We start from the raw sequence: 16,464 nt of genomic DNA, 5'->3' as shown, positions 1-16,464 counted from the left end.
CGCTCAGCCAATCACATACACGCGGTTCGCGATGCCGTCCTCGGTGACGTGGCGGTCCAGGCGCATCCCCAGCCGCTCCGCCACGCGGATGGACGCGACGTTGTTCGGGTGGATGATGGCCACCAGGGGAACGTGCGGCAGGTGCCGGGCCGCGAGCGCCAGCGCGACGCGGGACACCTCCGTCGCGAAGCCGGAGCCCCAGGTCTCGGGCGTGAAGCGGTAGGCGAGGTTCAGCACGCGCTGGCCCTCCAGCTCCTTGTGGCGCACGCCGCCCAGGCCCACGACGACGCCGGGCGCGTCCAGCCGCTCCACCAGCCAGTAGCCCACGCCGTCGCGCGCCCAGTCCTCCAGCCAGACATCCAGGATGCGCCGCGCGTCCTCCCGCGTCTCCATGTAGCCGCGGCGGCTGTACTGGTTCGTCGCCGGATCCGAGTGGAGGGCATAGACGGCCTCCAGGTCGGGCTCGCGGACGGCGCGCAGCAGCAGCCGTTCGGTGGTCGTGCGTTCGAAGTCCTGCATCATGCCGCGCAGTCTACGTGAGCCAGGCCCACTCCAGGTCGTCCAGCGCGGGGGCCTTGCCGGCCCTGTGGCGCCGGGCGGTGATCTCCTCGCGCCACGTCTCCCGTCCTCCCGGGATCGGCCAGGCGCGCGACACGGTCCCCTTCGGGCCGGGGGTGAAGTTGAGCACCAGCATGCGGTTGACGCGGTCGACGGTCTCCGGCGTCGCTCCGGCGCGCAGCTGGAAGTCCGCGCTGAACAGGGCGCCCTCCTCGCGGACGGCGTTCGCGGGGCGCGGCGGGTCGATGAACGGCCACAAGCCCAGCAGCGGCGGCTCCACGCCTTCGAGCAGTGCCGCGTGAAGCCGATTGTGGCCATCCAGCACCAGCCACTTCGCCAGGATGTCCACGTACATCAGCAGCGCGGGCGGCAACGTCCCGTCCCTCGCGTGCTTGCGCCAGCTCTTCACGCGCCCGAAATCAGGGGGCACGGGCGGGCGAAGCCCGAGCACGGCGCCCGGCCGTTGTCCGGGCGTGTTCTCCCACCAGTCCTCCTTCCACGCGAAGGGGTACCCTGGATCCGTCACGGCGGCCAGCGAGTGCGGCGGCATGGGAGGCTGACCGAAGCCCCACTCCATGGGGGAGACGGGGTGCCGCTCCGCCTTCTCCGCGGGGATGGCGCGCACGGGGCGCAGACACCAGTGCCCGGCGTGGAGCACCGGCAGCGGAGCCTCCACGAGCGCCCGCGCCAGCCGCCAGCTCCACTGCTCCCACCAGGCCTCGGAGCCGGAGGCGGCCTCCACGGACCGGACCTCGGGCGCGGACAACGGCGGCAGGAGTTCCGGAGGGGGCCACGTGCCCCGGAGGAAGATGGCGCGGTCCCAGTACGCGTCGATGCGGGTCCACAGCAGCGTCACGCCCACGCCGCGCACGCGGATGCGGTAGTCCGCGGTGGCATCCAGGTGCAGGGCGGGCCGTTGTGCCCAGCGGCCCCTGGCGGGCACGTGCAGCAGCAGTCCGGGGCCAGGGGTCTCCAGCCCCCAGCTCCGGGTGTCGTCCGCGACGATGGAGACTCCCGGGTGCATGCTCCGCGCTCCTCGTGATGCCCGGCCAGCACGGGCGCCCGGAGCGTAGCCGACCGCACGCCTGCCTTGCGGCCATGCAGGGACTGCCCGCTCCCCCCTGCCATCCCAGGCCGGCCGCCCCCACCTTGAGGGCAGGAGGTGATGGGATCATGGCGGACAAGATTCTGGAGAAGCAGCACGAGCACGAGCGCGAACAGGAGCGCGAGCGGCTGCGCGAGCTGGAGCAGAAGGACCTGGAGGTGGAGTCGAAGCGCGGCGCCCGTCCCCTGGAGGGCTTCGCGGGAGGCCACACCACGTGGACTGGCGACCAGGACGACCAGGCCGCGGCCCGAGTGCACGCCGGTGACGCCGACGCGGCCTGGGAGGCCAGTGAGCGGCAGGCCCGGCTGGAGCCCGCCGAGCCCCAGTCCGAGGACGAAGACGACTCCGGCCTCCGCCGCGAGTAGCGGCCCTCAGCGAGCAGCCACACCCCACAGCCGGCGCGCTTCTTCCGCGATGAGGTCGGGAGATTCCTCGGGGAAGAAGCGCCGGGCACGGGCACGCGCCGCACGCCACGGGAGTTGCCCGGCGTCCGGTCGAGGGAGTCAGCGCTGGAGGCAGAGCAGCTCGTGTCGCCGGTGCCCCAGACGATGCGAGCCGGCACCTGGCTGCACTGGAGCGCGGGCCCGATGCCCGCGAGCGCGTTCAGCTCCAGGCCCAGCGTATACGCGTGCACCTGGGCCTTGCCTCGCGCCAAGCGGACCAGCGGCGTGAAGTAATACTCGATGGCCTCGTCGGTAGGCTGGGAGGGATGCGTGTATGTCATTCCTCCAATGCCTGCCTTTGAAGGGCTGCTCCCCGCGGGCCTTCCGCAAGACGGCGCCCGGTGAGTGGGCCACCGCGAACCGCCGGACTCAGGGCGCGCAGTCACTTCCTCCCCAAGGTGGCAACAGCTTTCCCTGGAAACCCTCTCACCCGCGCAGCACGGCCAGCCCGCGCAGGAAGTCCTCCGGCAGCGGCGACTCCACCTGGACGACCCGGCCCGTCGCGGAGGACGGCACCTCCAGCCGCCACGCGTGCAGGGCCTGACGCCCCACCGCGAGCGCCGCCGGGTGCTTGCGCGCCTCCTCCGTGCCGTAGAGCGAATCCCCCAGCACCGGGAACCCGGCCTCCGACAGCTGCACGCGGATCTGATGCGTGCGCCCCGTGTCCAAATCGATGTCCAGGAGCGCCCCCTCCCGGAACCGCTCGCGCACCGTGAACGTCAGCGCCGCGCGCCGGGCGGAGGGAACGCGGGTGGTGAAGCGGCGCGGATCCTTCGGGTCCCTCGCGTACGGCCCCTCCAGCCTTCCGGTGTCCGGCGGCCGTCCCAGCACCAGCGTCTGGTAGCGCTTGTCCACGCGCTTCTCCTGGAACGCCTTCAGGAGCGCCGCCACCGCGTCATCCGTCCGGGCCAATGCCAGACAGCCGCTCGTCTCGCGGTCCAGCCGGTGCACCACGCCCGGCTGGGCCACGCCCTCCACGTCGAACGGCGGGCACCGCGCCGCGAGCAGCCCCACCACCGACGCCGCCCGCCCCTCCGGCTCCACCACCAGCCCCGGCGGCTTGGCCACGATGACGAGCGCCGCGTCGTCGTACAGCACCGGCAGTTCCGGGCCCTCCACGGACGCATGCGGCGACGGCCGGGGCTCCGGCGTCTCCAGCGTGAGCTCCTCTCCACCCCACAGCTTGCGCGTCGCCTGCGCCTTCTTGCCCCGGATGCGCACGCGCCCCGCGTCCAGCAGCGCGCGGGCCCGCTCCGGCGTGAGGCCCGGGACGTGCTTCGTGAGGAACCGGTCGAGCCGCTCGCCGGCAATCTCCCGGGGAACCACGAGAACCTTGTGCCGCGTCATGCCTTTCCCCGTCTCTCAAGGCAGGCAGGGAGTCAACCACCGTGTAGGCGTGCGCCCACCGAGCATGCGTCAGGGGTGCGCAGTAGAAAGGGGCCCTCCGTGGCCACCTTCCCGTTTCTACGTTCAGGCTCTGCTCGGGCCCTGTCCCACCGCGACTTCACCCTGCTCTGGCTGGGCACGCTCGTGTCCAACATCGGCACGTGGATGGAGTCCGTCGCGCTGGGGGTCTACGTCACGCAGGTGACGGGCCAGGCCGCCTGGACGGGCGGCGTCGCGGCGCTGACGCACCTGCCCTCGCTGGTGCTCGCGCCCCTGGGCGGCGCGCTCGCGGACCGCTTCGACCGGCGCACCTTCATGGCCGTGTGCGTGTGCGTGCAGGCGCTGCTGGCCGCGCTGCTCACGGTGCTGGCCGGCACGGGGAACCTGTCCGTGCCGTGGGTGGCGGCCATCTCGCTGCTCAACGGCGCCTTCAGCACGCTGGTCATCCCCTGTGCCACGGCGCTCACCGTGGCCGTCGTGCCCAAGGAGGACCTGCACAACGCGCTCAGCCTGGACTCGGCGCAGTTCAACCTGGGCCGCATCATCGGCCCCGTGCTGGCCGCGCTCGTGCTGACGAAGGTGGGCATCGCCGGGGCGCTCTTCGTCAACACCCTGTCCTTCCTCGCCGTGCTGCTGGCGCTCGCGGCGATGCGCGGCGCGGCGGCGAGCGCCGTGCCTCCGAAGGTGGAGGCGCTGTGGGCCGGCATCATGCGGGGCGTGCGCCTGGCGTGGACGGATCCGGGCATCGCGCTCGCGCTGGGCTCCGGGGCGCTGGTGGGCCTGCTCATCTCCCCCTTCGTGGGGCTGGTGCCGGTGTTCGCCCTGAAGGTGCTGGGCGGGGACGCGACCACCACGTCCATGCTGCTCACCGCGCAGGGGACGGGCGCGGTCCTCGCGGCGTTCGGCTCCGGCGCCATCGCCGCGAGGATGGGGCGGCAGGCCTTCCTGGAATCCTCACTGCTGCTCGTGGGGCTTTGCTCCGCCGCCTACTGGCTGTCCCCCTCGCTGCCGGTCGCCATGGTGACGCTGTTCATCCTGGGGGCCGTGTACCTCGTGGCCTTCACCGGCCTGAAGACGGTGTGCCAGGCGCGCACGCCGCCGGAGCTGCAGGCGCGCGTGAGCAGCCTGTTCCTGCTGCTGGTGAACGCGGGCTACATCCTGGGCGTCTGGGGCCAGGGCGCGCTGTCGGACCGCGTGGGCGTGCGGCCCATCACCGCGGGCTGCGCGCTGCTCTTCTTCGGCATCGTGGTGGGGATGCGGACCCTGCGCGCCCGGGGCCTGGCCGCGCTGGGCACCTGAGCGTTCAGCCCCCCGCGGGCGCCTTCACCGGCAGGAGCGCCAGCACGCGCGCGAGGATGGCGACGCCCTCCTCGTACTCCGGCAGGTCGATGTGCTCGTTCGGCGTGTGGTCCAGCGCCGCGTCGCCGGGGCCGTAGGCCACCGTGGGCACGCGCCACGCGGAGGCCACGGTGTTCCAGTCGGACGTCCCTGTCTTCAGGCGCAGCGTGGGCTTCACGCCGCGCTCGCGGATGGCCTGCTTGAAGACGCGGGAGAGCGCGTCGTTGCCGTGGGTGGACACGGCGTCCTTGCGCGCGACGGTGCGCACCGTCACGGTGGGCACCGAGGCCAGCGCCGCGAGCAGGGCCTCCGTGTCCGTGGACGGGCCGGTGCGGATGCTCACCGCGGCCGTGGCCCACTCCTCCGTCTCCGTGGCGCCGGTGTGGAAGGCGTTGAGGGAGGGCAGGTTCTGCTCGAAGAGGGACGGCCGCTCGCGGTTCCAGTCGTCACACAGCCGCTTGAGCGCGTTCCACGCGTCGATGACGTGCTCGGCGGCGGCGCGGTAGTCGCGGCTCGCGGTGTGGCGGCGGCTGGCGCGGTGCTCCAGGTCCAGGCGCAAGAGCCCCTTGTAGCCGATGGTCACCGCGTGCACGCCGCTGGGCTCGCCGTTGATGACGAAGTCCGGGGCGTACTGCTCGCGCACGTGCAGGGCGCCGCGAGTGATGGCGACCTCCTCCTCCACGCAGCCCAGGAGCAGGAACTGCTTGCCGGCGCGCTCGGCGTCGTCCAGCAGCTCCACGGCTTCGATGAACGCGCACAGGGGGCCCTTGGCGTCCACCGCGCCCCGGCCGTAGAGCTTCTGGCCCTCCAGCCGCACGGGCACCTCCCCGGGCACGGTATCGATGTGGCCCAGGAACGCGATGACGGTGTCGCCGTCCCCGTAGCGGGCGACGGCGTTGCCCACGGCGTCGGTGTGCGCCCGCCAGCCGCGCGCGCCCAGCCGCTCCACCAGCGCTCCCGCGAAGGAGGCCTCCTGGTGGCTGGGGCTGTACTGCTCCACCATCCACCGCAACAAGTCGACGCCCGGCTCACGCACCCGCATCCGCCCCGCCTTTGTCCCGAAGGGTGAACTTCGTGCCGCCCGCCTCCTCCAGCGCGGAGAACACCGGCCGCGCCACGCGCGACGCGCTCACGTACGCGGCAGGGACTCCGCCCTCCAGCGCCCGGCGCACGGCCTCCAGCTTGTAGCGCATGCGCCCGCCCGCGAGCGGCATGCAGCCCTCCACGTCGTCGCTCGCGCGCACCAGCGTCGTGGGGTCCTTCGGATCCGCGAGCAGCCCCGGCACGTTGGAGAGGATGATCAGCGCCTTCGCGCCCAGCGCCGCCGCGATGGACGACGCCACGTGATCCGCGTCCACGTTCACAAGCACGCCGTCCTCCGTCACCGCCGGAGGACACACGACGGGCACGTAGCCGCCGTCCAGGAGCGTCCCCAGGAGCGCCGCGTTCACCACCGAGACCTCTCCGGCCAGGTGTTCGCGGTCGATGCGCATCCGTCCATCCGCGCCCTGCAGCTTGAGGGGCGGGCGCCTGCGCGCGGTGAGCACGCGTCCGTCCGCGCCGCACAGCCCCAGCGCGGTGACGCCCTTCGCGAGCAGCGCCAGCACCACGGCCTTGTTCACCTCCCCCACCCACGCCATGGTGAGCGCACGCAGCGTGGGCGCGTAGGTGAGGCGCACGACGTTGCCGTTCGCGGTAGTCGCCTCCGGACGCGCCAGGCCCAGCGAGCCCAGGAGCCGTTCACCCGCCTCCGAGCCGCCATTGACGACGACGACGCGCTCGCCCTGGCGGACGAGCTCCACCACGTCCGCGCAGACGTTCTCCAGGTCCACGCCCGCCGCGCCGCCAATCTTCACGACGACGGGGCGGCGGGATGGGGTGGCGGGATTCGCGCTCATCCGATGACGCTCGCACCGCCGTCCACGAGCTGCACGGTGCCGGTGATGAAGGACGCGCGTTCACTGGCGAGGAACACCGCCGCGGCGGCGAACTCCTCCGGAAGCCCCACGCGCTTGAGCGGGATGTGGGCGCCCATGGCGCGAAGCCCCGCCTCCACGTCTCCCGCGCTGCCGGCGGTGCGCTCCACGGGTGGCGTGCGCATGTAGCCCGGCGCGAGCACGTTGACGGTGATGCCGCTGTCGCCCAGCTCCTGCACCAGCGCGGCGGAGAAGCCGACGATGCCCAGGCGGGCGAAGCCGGACAGCGCGAAGCGGGCCACCGGCCGGACCACCGTCTCCGAGGTGATGAACAGCAGCCGTCCCCACCCTGCCTTCTTGAGGTGGGGCAGCGCCGCGAGCGCCAGGGAGATGGGCGGCAGGAGCACCGCGTCCGTCGCGCTCCGGTACGCGTCCACGCCGAAGGTGGAGGCCGGGCCCGGAGGAGGGCCACCGCTGTTGGTGACGACGACGTGCAGCGCGCCCAGCTTCGCGACCACGTCGTCCACCCACCGGCGCACGTCCGCGTCGTCCTTCACGTCCACGCGCGTCGCCAGCACGCGGCCGCCCCGCGCCACGGCCTTGAGCCGCGCTTCGGCCTGGGCCAGCCGGTCCGTGTCCCGGGCGCCGATGGCGACGTGCGCGCCTTCCTTCGCCAGCTCCTCCGCGACGGCGAGCCCCAGCCCGCTGGAGCCTCCAGCGACGAGCGCGACCTTGTTGGCGAGTCCCAGTTCCATCCGCGTCCCTCCAGAAGTTGGCGCACCGCCGCACAAGGGCAAGCACACCGCACGTCACCGAACCGCGCCTTCACGGATCGAGGCACTCCAGCCCGGACCCGCATGACATCCGCTCCACGAACCAACCCACACCCGTCAGGCCCCAAGCCAACGGCTGACGCGTCGCGACACCCTCCAGACCCCATCCCCTTCCCGCTTCACCAGGGGCGCGCCCCAGGCCTGTCCCGCCCGGTCATCCTTCGTCATCCCAACCGTGGGGGGTGGCTCTCCCCGGCCCCGCATGCGGACCACCTCCGGACCTGCACTGCCCGAACCTGTCCGACTGTCCGACAGGTTCCCGCTCGGTGGGGACAGCGGCCCACCACCGCCCCGGTTCTCCAAAACCTGTCCGACTGTCCGACAGGTTCCCGCTCGGTCGGAACAGCAGCCCCCAGCCAAAGGCTCCAAACCTGTCCGACTGTCCGACAGGTTCCCGTTGCTCGGTAGGAACAGCAGCTCCCAGCCACAGGCTCCAAACCTGTCCAACTGTCCGACAGGTTCCCGTTGCTCGGTCGGACCAGCAGTTCCCAGCCGCGGGCTCCAAACCTGTCCGACTGTCGGACAGGCTCCCGTTGCTCGGTTGGACCGGCAGCCCCCGCCCGGCGCGCCAAACCTGTCCGACGGGTTTCCGCAGCCCAGATGGAACAGCAGCCCCCAGCCACAGGCTCCAAACCTGTCCGACTGTCCGACAGGTTTCCCGGCTCGGCTGGACCTGCGGCCCCTCACCGCCCCGACGCTTCAAACCTGTCCGACTGTCCGACAGGTTTCCTCGGCTCGGCTGGACCTGCGGCCCCTCGCCGCCACGACGCTTCAAACCTGTCCGACTGTCCGACAGGTTTCCCCGGCTCGGCCGGACCGACGGTCCCAGCCCCGGTGCTTCAAGACCTGTCCGAGTGTCCGACTGGTTTTCGCGATTCGGGTGGCGCGGCGGGCCCCTGCCCCCGTGCTTCAAAACCTGTCCGACTGTCGGACAGGTTCGCGCGGTGCGCCGCGGACGGAGCCCCAGCAGGTTTCCCGCCTTCTCAACCATGGGGACAGGATTCATGTCCGAAGGCTCAGGGGCGGGTTCCCACACCCGCCGCGTCCGGTGCCGCCCCTCCGACTGGAGCGCGCCGTGCGCCGCTGAAATACCCGTATTTCGCCATCAGCGGCCACGCGAGCGCCACGGTGAGCGCCTTCGCTCCAGAGGCCAGCTCCCCCTTCCACGCGTCGTCCTCGCCGCGAAGGAGCGTGGGTCCACTGCGGAAGCGGTCCGGGTTGCCGGTGACGGTGTGGTTCTTGCCCAGCACCACCGTGCGGCCCTTCACCGGGTTCTGCGCGCGCGGCACGCCCACCAGGTCCAGCACCGTGTCCACGGCTCGGTCCGGCGCGGCGATGAAGTCCTCGTAGCGCAGGAAGAGCGACTGGCCGGGGAACCTGCGCGTCACCTCTTCCGACGCGGCGTTGAAGCCCAGCCAGTACGCCGTGCTGCGCGCGGCCGACATGGGGACGACGTACTGCTTCGTCTTCGTCCACGAGTGCGTCACCGCGCGCGGGTCACGCACCAGGTGCAGGTACAGCGGCCGGATGCCCTCCACGCGCGGCAGCAGCGCCGCCTCGGAAGGGAACTTCCCGCTGTCCACCACCACCGTGCTCCCCGTGGCCCGCGCGATGGTGCGGTACGTGCGCGCGAGGAAGTCCGCGTGCGCCTGGAGCGTCTGCGAGTCCCCCGCTTCGTCCAGCACGCGCAGCGTGTGCCGGGTGCGGACGGCGGCCTGCTGCCGCTTCACCACCGCTTCCGCGTGCGCCCGGGGCGTGAGTCCCGCCGGCACGTCGGAGGTCAGCACCGTGTTCCAGATGCCGCACTCCAACAGCTGCTGGCCGCAGCCGCACAGCGTGTTGGAGCCGTTCCCGTACGCGTTCTTCCACAGGAAGCTCAGCTCCCCCACGTGGAAGAACCCCGGCACCTCGTTGAGCACGTTGCCCAGGATGGTGCTGCCGCTGCGGCACCAGCCGGTGATGTAGAGGACCGTGAGCGACGCGCCCTCGCCCTTCGCGCTCGCGGTGGCCATCAGGTCAGCGACGCCACGAAGAAGTGGGTGGGCAGGTGCACCGCGAGCGTCGTGTAGACCTCGCCGTAGGCCGCCAGGCCCTCGCGCGGGAAGATGCCCGGCGGCGGCTCCGCGAACCGGATGACCGAGCGCTGGCTGTCATACAGCGTCGCCGCGGCGGTGAAGTCCCCCACGATGATGGTGCCCGGGTTCACCATGCGCGTGCGGCACAGGCGGATGCCCATGGCCGCCAGGTCCGACAAGAGCGACTGCTGGCCCACCAGGTGCTCGTAGAAGTCCAACGAGTTGATGACGATGCCGTCCGCGGACCCGCCCATCTGCTCCACCTGCGCGCAGGCGTTGAGCAGCGAGGCCACCGCGTTCTTCTTCGCCGGCAGCCGCACGATGCCCGGCGTGTGCAAGAGGCCCCGCACGCCGTCCCCGCCCTTGCCGATGCACAGCGCCTGGTTCTCCGCCGTGTTCAGCCGCACCAGCAACCGGAAGTCGATGAACTGCGCCAGCGACTGCGAATCCTCCAGCAGGTTGCGCGGCACTTGAATCCACGCGCGCGTGGGCTTGAGCGCCTGCGTGTCCTGGTGGAACTCGAAGCCCGCTTCCGGCCGCAGCTCCAGGTCCTGCACCGGCCCGGTGGGCTTCGCTTGCGGGTGCGTTTCGTACCAGAAGGGCACGGGGTCGCGCTCCGCCTTGGCCGTCTTGAACATGCCGCGCACCGCGATGCGCGGACGGCGCTTGAAGCCGGGGAACGCGTCCACGATGGACGTGTCGTAGTCCACGTGCGCCTGCGTGCCGTGCTTCTGGACCGCAGCCGCGAACGCCGCGCCGGGGGACAGCGACGCGTCCGCCTTCGATTTCGTGCTCAGGATGCTCATGGGGTGAGGCTCCTTGGAGTCAAAAAGCGGGAGTCAGAAAGCGGTTCAGAGCGGATGCAGGCCGCGGAAGCCCAGGCCTTCGGTCTCCGGGCGGCCCAGCATCAGGTTCAGCGCGTGCACCGCCGTGCCGGCGGCGCCCTTCACCAGGTTGTCGATGGCGGCGTTCACCACGATGCGGCCGCGCTCCGCGTCCACGTCCACTGCCAGGTCGCAGTGGTTCGTGCCCAGCAAGGGCCCCGGCTCCGGGAACGGCGACAGGGAGGCGCTGGGGCGCAAGAGCCGCACGAAGGGCTTCTCGCGGTAGCGCGTGGCGATGGCGCGCACCACCTCCGCCTCCTCCACCGGCCTCGCCGCGAAGGCGTGCACCGTCGCCAGGATGCCGCGCACGCCCGGCACCGCCGTGGCGCTGAAATGGATGGTGGGCTTCTGGCCGGTGACGTGTTCCACCACGCCCTCCAGCTCCCCCGTGTGCCGGTGGCCCACCGGCTTGTAGCAGCGCAGCGCGTTCGCGCGCTCCGGGTGGTGCGAGGAGCGGTCGGGCGTCGAGCCGCCTCCGGACGACCCCGTCTTCGCGTCCACCACCAGCACGTCCGGACGCGCGAGCCCCGCGTGCAAGAGCGGCAAGAGCGCCAGGAGCCCCGCGTGCGCCATGCAGCCGGGAATCGCGACGTGGCGCGCGTTCGTCAGCGCCTCGCCCATCCACTCCGGCAGCCCGTAGACGAACGCGGGAACGTCATCCGGACGCGGGTGCTTGCCGTACCAGCGCGCGTGCCCCGCGGCGTCCAGGCGGAAGTCCGCGCTCAGGTCCACCACCCGCTCCGCCAGCCGGCACACCTTCTGCCAGCGCTGGAGCAACTCCCCCTGCGGCAGGCAGCTCACCAGCACGTCGCAGGACTCCAGCGCGTCGTGCGGCGTGTAGCGCAGCGTCCCCAGCCCGCGCAGGTGCGGGTGCGGGAAGTCCAGGCGCTTGCCGGCGAACTGGCCGGAGGTGGCCTGCACCACCTCCACGGCCGGGTGCGCGAGCAAGAGGCGCAGCACCTCGCCGCCCGTGTAGCCCGCGGCTCCCAGCACCGCCACGCGCACGCTCATCGCCGGGCTCCGGCTCCGGAGGCGACGTACTCCGCGATGAGGTCCGGCAGCGGGACGCCCGTCTCGTCGATGCTGCGCGCGAACTCCACGCAGTGGTTGATCTCGTTGACGTAGATGTCGCCGCCGCGCGTCTCCAGCAGGTCCACCGCCACCATGTCCCCGCCCACCGCCTCCGCCGCGGCCTCCGCCAGCTTCGCGTGCACCACCGGCACCTCGTAGCGCTCCGGCACGGCGCCGCGCGCGGTGTTGGTGATCCAGTGCTCGGAGCGACGGCGCAAGCCTCCCACCGCGCGGCCGATGACGTAGACGCGCAGGTCGTAGCCCGGCTTGTCCACGTACTCCTGCACCAGCGCCACGTGGTCCTGCGCGCCGCCGGTGCCGAAGCGCGTGGACAGCACGCCCTCGGCCGCGCTGCGCGAGTCCAGCCGGGCCACCATCCGGCCCCAGCTTCCGAGCACCGGCTTGGTCACCACCGGGTAGCCCTTCGCCTCAATCGCCTCCAGGCACGCGTCCTCGTCGAAGGCCACGAACGCCCACGGCATGGGCACGCCCTTCGCGGCCAGCGCCGCGCTGGTGAGCGCCTTGTCCCCGCACAGGGAGATGGTCCGCGCGCTGTTGAGCACGCGCAGCCCCTTCATCTCCAGGAACGTGGCCAGGTAGCGCGCACGCGTGAAGGACATGCTGCGCATCAGCACGGTGTCGGCCTCGGTGACGCGCTGCCGGTCCATCGACAGCACCATCCCGGAGTCCTGCACCAGGTTGACGGCGCAGTCGCGCCTGCGCAGCGCCTCGAGGAGGAGCTTCTCCTCGGTGCGCACGCGCGTATAGACGAGGTCGACCTTGCGCATGGCGCGGGGCTACTCCCCCCAGTCTTCCTCGACCTCGGGTGCTTCCTCGAGCCGCAGGGGGTTGATGCCCACGACCTCCAGCTCGGCGGAACAGCCGTCACAGGAGAGCACCTCGCCCACCAGCCGGTTGCCACCGGGCACCGGCTGCGCGCACAGAGGGCACTGGTTCGGCGTCACGGACTCCGTCATCGGATTCTGGACCTGCATGTCAGTCCCTCCTCGGTTCGGATCCCCCGGCAAACACCGGGGTTCTTGGGAGCACTCCCAGGATGCGCTCGGCCACCTGCCCGCCCTCCAACCCATGGCCCTTGAGCAAGGCCTCGTGTGAACCGGCGCGCGAGTCGTACCGGTCCTGGATGCCCACGCGCAGCACGCGCCGCCCCAGGTCCAGCGAGCACACCGTCTCACACACCGCGCTGCCCAGACCGCCGAGCACGTTGTGCTCCTCCACGGTCACGAGCAGCCGCGTGCGCGACGCCGTCTCGCGCACCGCCTCCTCGTCCAGCGGCTTGAGCGTGTGCACGTTGAGCACGCGCGCGGAGACGCCCTGCGCCTCCAACAGCTTCGCGGCGTCCAGCGCCACGGACACGCCCACCTCGCCGTGCGCGAAGAGCCCCACGTCGTCGCCCTCGCGCAGGAGCGCGGCGCGGCCCAGCTCGAACGGCGGACGTTGGATGTCCAGCCGGGTGACGCGGTTGCGGCCCAGCCGCAGGTACACCGGCCCTTCGTGCGCGAGCATCGCGCGCGTGGCCTCCACCGTCTCCAGGCCGTCCGCGGGCGACACCACCGTGAGGTTGGGCATCGCGCGCAGCACGGCCAGGTCCTCAATCGCGTGGTGCGTGGGGCCGAAGAACGCGCCCGCCACGCCGCCGTAGTCACACACCAGCTTCACGTTGGCGCGCGCATAGGCCAGGTTCAGCCGCACCTGCTCGCACGCGCGCATCACGCCGAACGCCGCGAAGCTGTGCGCGATGACGGTGTGCCCGCCGTGCGCCAGGCCACACGCCATGTCCAGCATGGTGGCCTCGCAGATGCCCAGGTTGAAGTAGCGCTGGGGATGGCGCTTCTCGAACGGGTCGCCCCCGCCGCCCAGGTCCGCCTCCAGGAAGACGACGCGTGCGTCCTCCTCCGCGAAGCGCGCCGCCGCGTGGCGGAACACCAACCGCGAAGACAGCTCCGGGTGCGCGTCGAGCCACGCCTCCGGCGTCCGGGCCAGGTCCACCGCCGGGGCAAGCGACGCGCTCACTGGCCGTCCTCCCCCAGCGACGCGAGCGCCCGCCGCAGGTGCTCCTGCGAGAACACCGCGTAGTGCGGCCCCTTGCCCTTGAGCATGGGCACGCCGGCGCCCTTCTGCGTCCGGGCGACGACGGCGCGCGGACGTCCGCCCACGACGGGCGCCTCCAGCGCGGCGCACAGCGCGGGCAGGTCGTGCCCGTCCACCTCCAGCGACTGGAAGCCGAACGCGTCCAGCCGCTGCACCAGCGCCTCCTGCGACAGGATGGACTCGGTGGGCCCGTCGTTCTGCCCGCCGTTGCGGTCGATGATCAGCGTCAGGCCCGTGAGCTCGCGGTGCGACGCCACCTGGAGCGCTTCCCAGTTGGAGCCCTCGCCCATCTCCCCGTCGCCGCAGACGACGAAGGTGCGGTTGGGCTCCCCGCGCAGCGCGTGCGCCAGCGTCAGCCCCACGCCCAGCCCCAGTCCGTGGCCCAGGCTGCCGGTGGCGAACTCCACGCCCGGCACCGCCGCGTTCACGTGCCCGGTGAAGATGCTGCCGTCCGCGTTGTACTCGCGCACCAGCGTCTCCACGTCCACGAAGCCGAACTCCGCCAGCGCCGCGTAGAGCCCCGCCGCCGCGTGCCCCTTGGACAGGATGAGGTGGTCGCGCTCCGGGGCCCTGGGCGCGCGCGGATCCACGCGCATCACCCGGCCCAGCAGCGCCACCAATATCTCCACCATCGACAGCGAGCCGCCCAGGTGACAGCCCGACGGCGTCGCCGCCAGCCGCACGATGGTCTGACGGATGCGCTTCGCCCGCCGGGGCAGCAGCGCCAGCCCCGCCTCCGACGCGGCGCCCGAGGGCCCGTCCCCGGTGCGAGCAGGCGCCACCGGGCCGCTGGAGGCCGTGGGTTCTTCTGGCGTCCGCGCGTCGCGCGACAGCCCGGGGGTCGTTGGATTCGCCGAGAAAGTCATGCCCGTAGCGTCGCTGTCACAGCCCAGGAATCCGGCTGTTGTGAGACACCCTAGGAAATCGCATCATGCGCCGTCAACGCGGATTTTCTTAAGATATAGACGTACGAGAAAAAACCGTCTTGCCCGGTAATCACGCGGTGTTACACGCGCGGCTCGCTCGGCATTCCCAGGCTTCGGGACACTCGGAGGAGACCTTCAGATGGGGCAGCGTTTCCATAACGCAGCGGCATTGGTGAAGGGGTCGGAGTACCGGCGAAAGGGTTGGTGGCGTGACACCACCGTGGTTGACGATCTGCGTCGCTGCGTCCAATCGCATCCGGACAAGACCGCGATCATCGCCGCACGGTACTTTTCCAAGGACATCACGCGGCTGACGTACGCGGAGCTGGCGCGGTACATGGATCGGTTCGCGCTGGGCCTGCGCGAGCTGGGCGTGGGGCGCGAGGACATCGTCGCGGTGCAGCTGCCCAACGGGTGGCACTTCACGGCGCTGGCGCTGGCGTGCGCGCGGCTGGGAGCGGTCATCGCGCCCATTCCGCCGGACTACCGGCGGCGCGAGGTGGAGTTCATCCTGGGGCGCACGGAGGCGTCCGTGTACGTGGGGCCCACGTCGTGGACGGGGCACTCACACCGGGACATGGCGCGCGACATCGCGGCGGTGCTGCCGTCGCTGCGCCACCGCGTGTTGCTCGGAAGCAACGACGAGCTCCAGGCAGGCGAGCGGGACTTCGAGCGCCACTTCATCGAGCGTGAGTGGGAGAAGGAGGCGTCGCTGACGGGCGTGGCCCCGGCGGCCGCGGACGACGTCTGCAACATCCTCTACACGTCCGGCACCACGGGCGAGCCGAAGGGCGTGGTGCATTCACACAACACGAACTACGGCATCACGCGCGCGCTCTGCGACACGCTGGGCATCGACGGCACGGACGTGGTGGCGCTGCCGTCGCTGCTGACGGCGTCCACGGGGTTCACGTACTCATACCTCATGCCCATCCTGCTGGGTGCCACGGCCATCTACATGGACGTGGGCGACCCGGAGCTGACGCTCAAGCTCTTCGAGGAGCACGGCGTCACGTTCACGTACGGCATTCCCACGTACCTGATGAACCTCATCGCGTTGCAGAAGAAGCGCCAGCGCAACACCTCCTCGCTGCGGCAGCTGGCCACGGGCTCCATCCCGGTGCCGCCGCACCTCATCGCGGCGGTGCGCGAGGTGTTCGGCGTGCGGCTGCACACGCTGTGGGGCATGACGGAGAACGGCGCGGTCACCATCACGCGGCATGAAGACCCGCCGGACTGGCCCAGCCAGAGCGACGGGCGGGCGGTGGCGTGGATGGAGACGAAGATCGTCCCCGCGCTCGCGGAGGACGGCACGCCGTACCCGGACGGGACGGGGCGGCTCCTGGTGCGGGGCGCCAGCCAGTGCCTCACCTACTTCAAGCGCGACGACGTGTACGCGGCGGCGGTGGACGCGGAGGGCTGGTTCGACACGGGCGACCTGGCGCGCGACGACGGGCGCGGCGGCATCCGCATCGTGGGACGGCTGAAGGACGTCATCTTCCGGTACGGGTACAAGATCCCCGTGGTGGAGGTGGAGTCCGCGCTGTACTCGCACCCGAAGGTGAAGGAGGTCGCCGTCGTCGCGCACTCGGACGACAAGATTGGCGGCGAGCGGGTGTGCGCCGTCGTGGTGGTGCGCGAGGGAGAAGCGCCGCCGACGCTCACCGAGCTGCGCGACCACCTCAAGCAGCAGGGCATGTCCAACCAGTACTGGCCGGACCGCCTGGACCTCATCGACGAGATGCCCAAGACGGCCACCGGCAAGGTGCGCAAGTACCTGCTGCGCGAGCGGCTGAAGCCCGCGTGAGCGGACGGAA

Annotated in this window: 16 protein-coding genes; 3 read left to right on the top strand and 13 right to left on the bottom strand. The window is 71.6% G+C overall.

Annotation, left to right across the window (positions count from 1 at the left end; all coding sequences use genetic code 11):
- Positions 1-3 precede the first annotated feature (3 nt).
- Together NR792_RS37805 and NR792_RS37800 are read right to left on the bottom strand one after the other, a co-directional pair.
- On the bottom strand, positions 4-522 hold the full coding sequence (locus NR792_RS37805; protein WP_375757539.1) for a GNAT family N-acetyltransferase: 519 nt from the start codon (positions 520-522) through the stop codon (positions 4-6).
- A gap of 10 nt (positions 523-532) precedes the next feature.
- The gene (locus NR792_RS37800) at positions 533-1,582 is read right to left on the bottom strand and encodes a hypothetical protein (RefSeq protein ID WP_375757538.1); all 1,050 of its coding nucleotides are present in this window, start codon (positions 1,580-1,582) and stop codon (positions 533-535) included.
- Positions 1,583-1,731: 149 nt separating this feature from the next.
- On the opposite strand from NR792_RS37800, the gene NR792_RS37795 reads away from it, so the two are divergent.
- Complete coding sequence (locus tag NR792_RS37795) at positions 1,732-2,028, top strand: hypothetical protein (RefSeq protein WP_375757537.1); 297 nt, start codon at positions 1,732-1,734, stop codon at positions 2,026-2,028.
- Between the two features lie 504 nt (positions 2,029-2,532).
- On the opposite strand, the gene NR792_RS37790 is transcribed toward NR792_RS37795, so the two are convergent.
- Positions 2,533-3,453 (bottom strand): RluA family pseudouridine synthase, encoded by a 921-nt coding sequence (locus NR792_RS37790; protein ID WP_375757536.1) that lies wholly within the window; start codon positions 3,451-3,453, stop codon positions 2,533-2,535.
- A 99-nt stretch (positions 3,454-3,552) separates the two neighbouring features.
- Between NR792_RS37790 and NR792_RS37785 the strand changes: the two genes are divergently transcribed.
- A complete protein-coding gene (locus NR792_RS37785; RefSeq protein WP_375757535.1) occupies positions 3,553-4,791 on the top strand; it encodes an MFS transporter in 1,239 nt (412 codons plus the stop codon).
- Positions 4,792-4,795: 4 nt separating this feature from the next.
- Here the strand turns inward: NR792_RS37785 and NR792_RS37780 are convergent, their stop codons facing one another.
- The 10 genes from NR792_RS37780 to NR792_RS37735 all read right to left on the bottom strand — a co-directional run bounded on the left by NR792_RS37780 (position 4,796) and on the right by NR792_RS37735 (position 14,587).
- The gene (locus tag NR792_RS37780) at positions 4,796-5,872 is read right to left on the bottom strand and encodes a M20/M25/M40 family metallo-hydrolase (protein WP_375757534.1); all 1,077 of its coding nucleotides are present in this window, start codon (positions 5,870-5,872) and stop codon (positions 4,796-4,798) included.
- A complete protein-coding gene (locus NR792_RS37775; RefSeq protein WP_375757533.1) occupies positions 5,859-6,728 on the bottom strand; it encodes a [LysW]-aminoadipate kinase in 870 nt (289 codons plus the stop codon). The genes NR792_RS37780 and NR792_RS37775 overlap by 14 nt, the downstream gene beginning before the upstream one ends.
- Positions 6,725-7,501 (bottom strand): SDR family NAD(P)-dependent oxidoreductase, encoded by a 777-nt coding sequence (locus NR792_RS37770; protein WP_375757532.1) that lies wholly within the window; start codon positions 7,499-7,501, stop codon positions 6,725-6,727. The genes NR792_RS37775 and NR792_RS37770 overlap by 4 nt, the downstream gene beginning before the upstream one ends.
- A gap of 1,094 nt (positions 7,502-8,595) precedes the next feature.
- On the bottom strand, positions 8,596-9,591 hold the full coding sequence (locus NR792_RS37765) for a sulfotransferase (RefSeq protein WP_375757531.1): 996 nt from the start codon (positions 9,589-9,591) through the stop codon (positions 8,596-8,598).
- Positions 9,591-10,460: a family 3 encapsulin nanocompartment shell protein gene (locus tag NR792_RS37760; protein WP_375757530.1), complete on the bottom strand. Its 870-nt coding sequence runs from the start codon at positions 10,458-10,460 to the stop codon at positions 9,591-9,593. The genes NR792_RS37765 and NR792_RS37760 overlap by 1 nt, the downstream gene beginning before the upstream one ends.
- A 45-nt stretch (positions 10,461-10,505) precedes the next feature.
- On the bottom strand, positions 10,506-11,549 hold the full coding sequence (gene argC / locus NR792_RS37755) for an N-acetyl-gamma-glutamyl-phosphate reductase (RefSeq protein WP_375757529.1): 1,044 nt from the start codon (positions 11,547-11,549) through the stop codon (positions 10,506-10,508).
- Positions 11,546-12,397 (bottom strand): RimK family alpha-L-glutamate ligase, encoded by an 852-nt coding sequence (locus NR792_RS37750; protein WP_375757528.1) that lies wholly within the window; start codon positions 12,395-12,397, stop codon positions 11,546-11,548. The genes argC and NR792_RS37750 overlap by 4 nt, the downstream gene beginning before the upstream one ends.
- Positions 12,398-12,406: 9 nt before the next feature.
- Positions 12,407-12,604, bottom strand: a complete 198-nt coding sequence (gene lysW / locus NR792_RS37745; RefSeq protein ID WP_375757527.1) for a lysine biosynthesis protein LysW — start codon at positions 12,602-12,604, stop codon at positions 12,407-12,409.
- Between the two features lies 1 nt (position 12,605).
- Positions 12,606-13,643, bottom strand: a complete 1,038-nt coding sequence (locus NR792_RS37740; RefSeq protein WP_375757526.1) for a transketolase family protein — start codon at positions 13,641-13,643, stop codon at positions 12,606-12,608.
- Positions 13,640-14,587: a 1-deoxy-D-xylulose-5-phosphate synthase N-terminal domain-containing protein gene (locus tag NR792_RS37735; protein ID WP_375757525.1), complete on the bottom strand. Its 948-nt coding sequence runs from the start codon at positions 14,585-14,587 to the stop codon at positions 13,640-13,642. Before NR792_RS37735 ends, NR792_RS37740 begins: the two co-directional genes overlap by 4 nt.
- A gap of 280 nt (positions 14,588-14,867) precedes the next feature.
- On the opposite strand from NR792_RS37735, the gene NR792_RS37730 reads away from it, so the two are divergent.
- Entirely contained in the window at positions 14,868-16,454 is a 1,587-nt protein-coding gene (locus tag NR792_RS37730) for an AMP-binding protein (RefSeq protein WP_375757524.1), read from the top strand.
- The last annotated feature ends 10 nt before the right edge of the window (positions 16,455-16,464 follow it).

Source organism: Corallococcus exercitus (assembly GCF_042231735.1).
In the GTDB taxonomy this organism is placed as follows: Bacteria; Myxococcota; Myxococcia; order Myxococcales; family Myxococcaceae; genus Corallococcus; species Corallococcus exercitus_B.
Note: the sequence above shows the minus strand (reverse complement) of the source record. Positions and strands in the feature narration are given on the sequence as shown.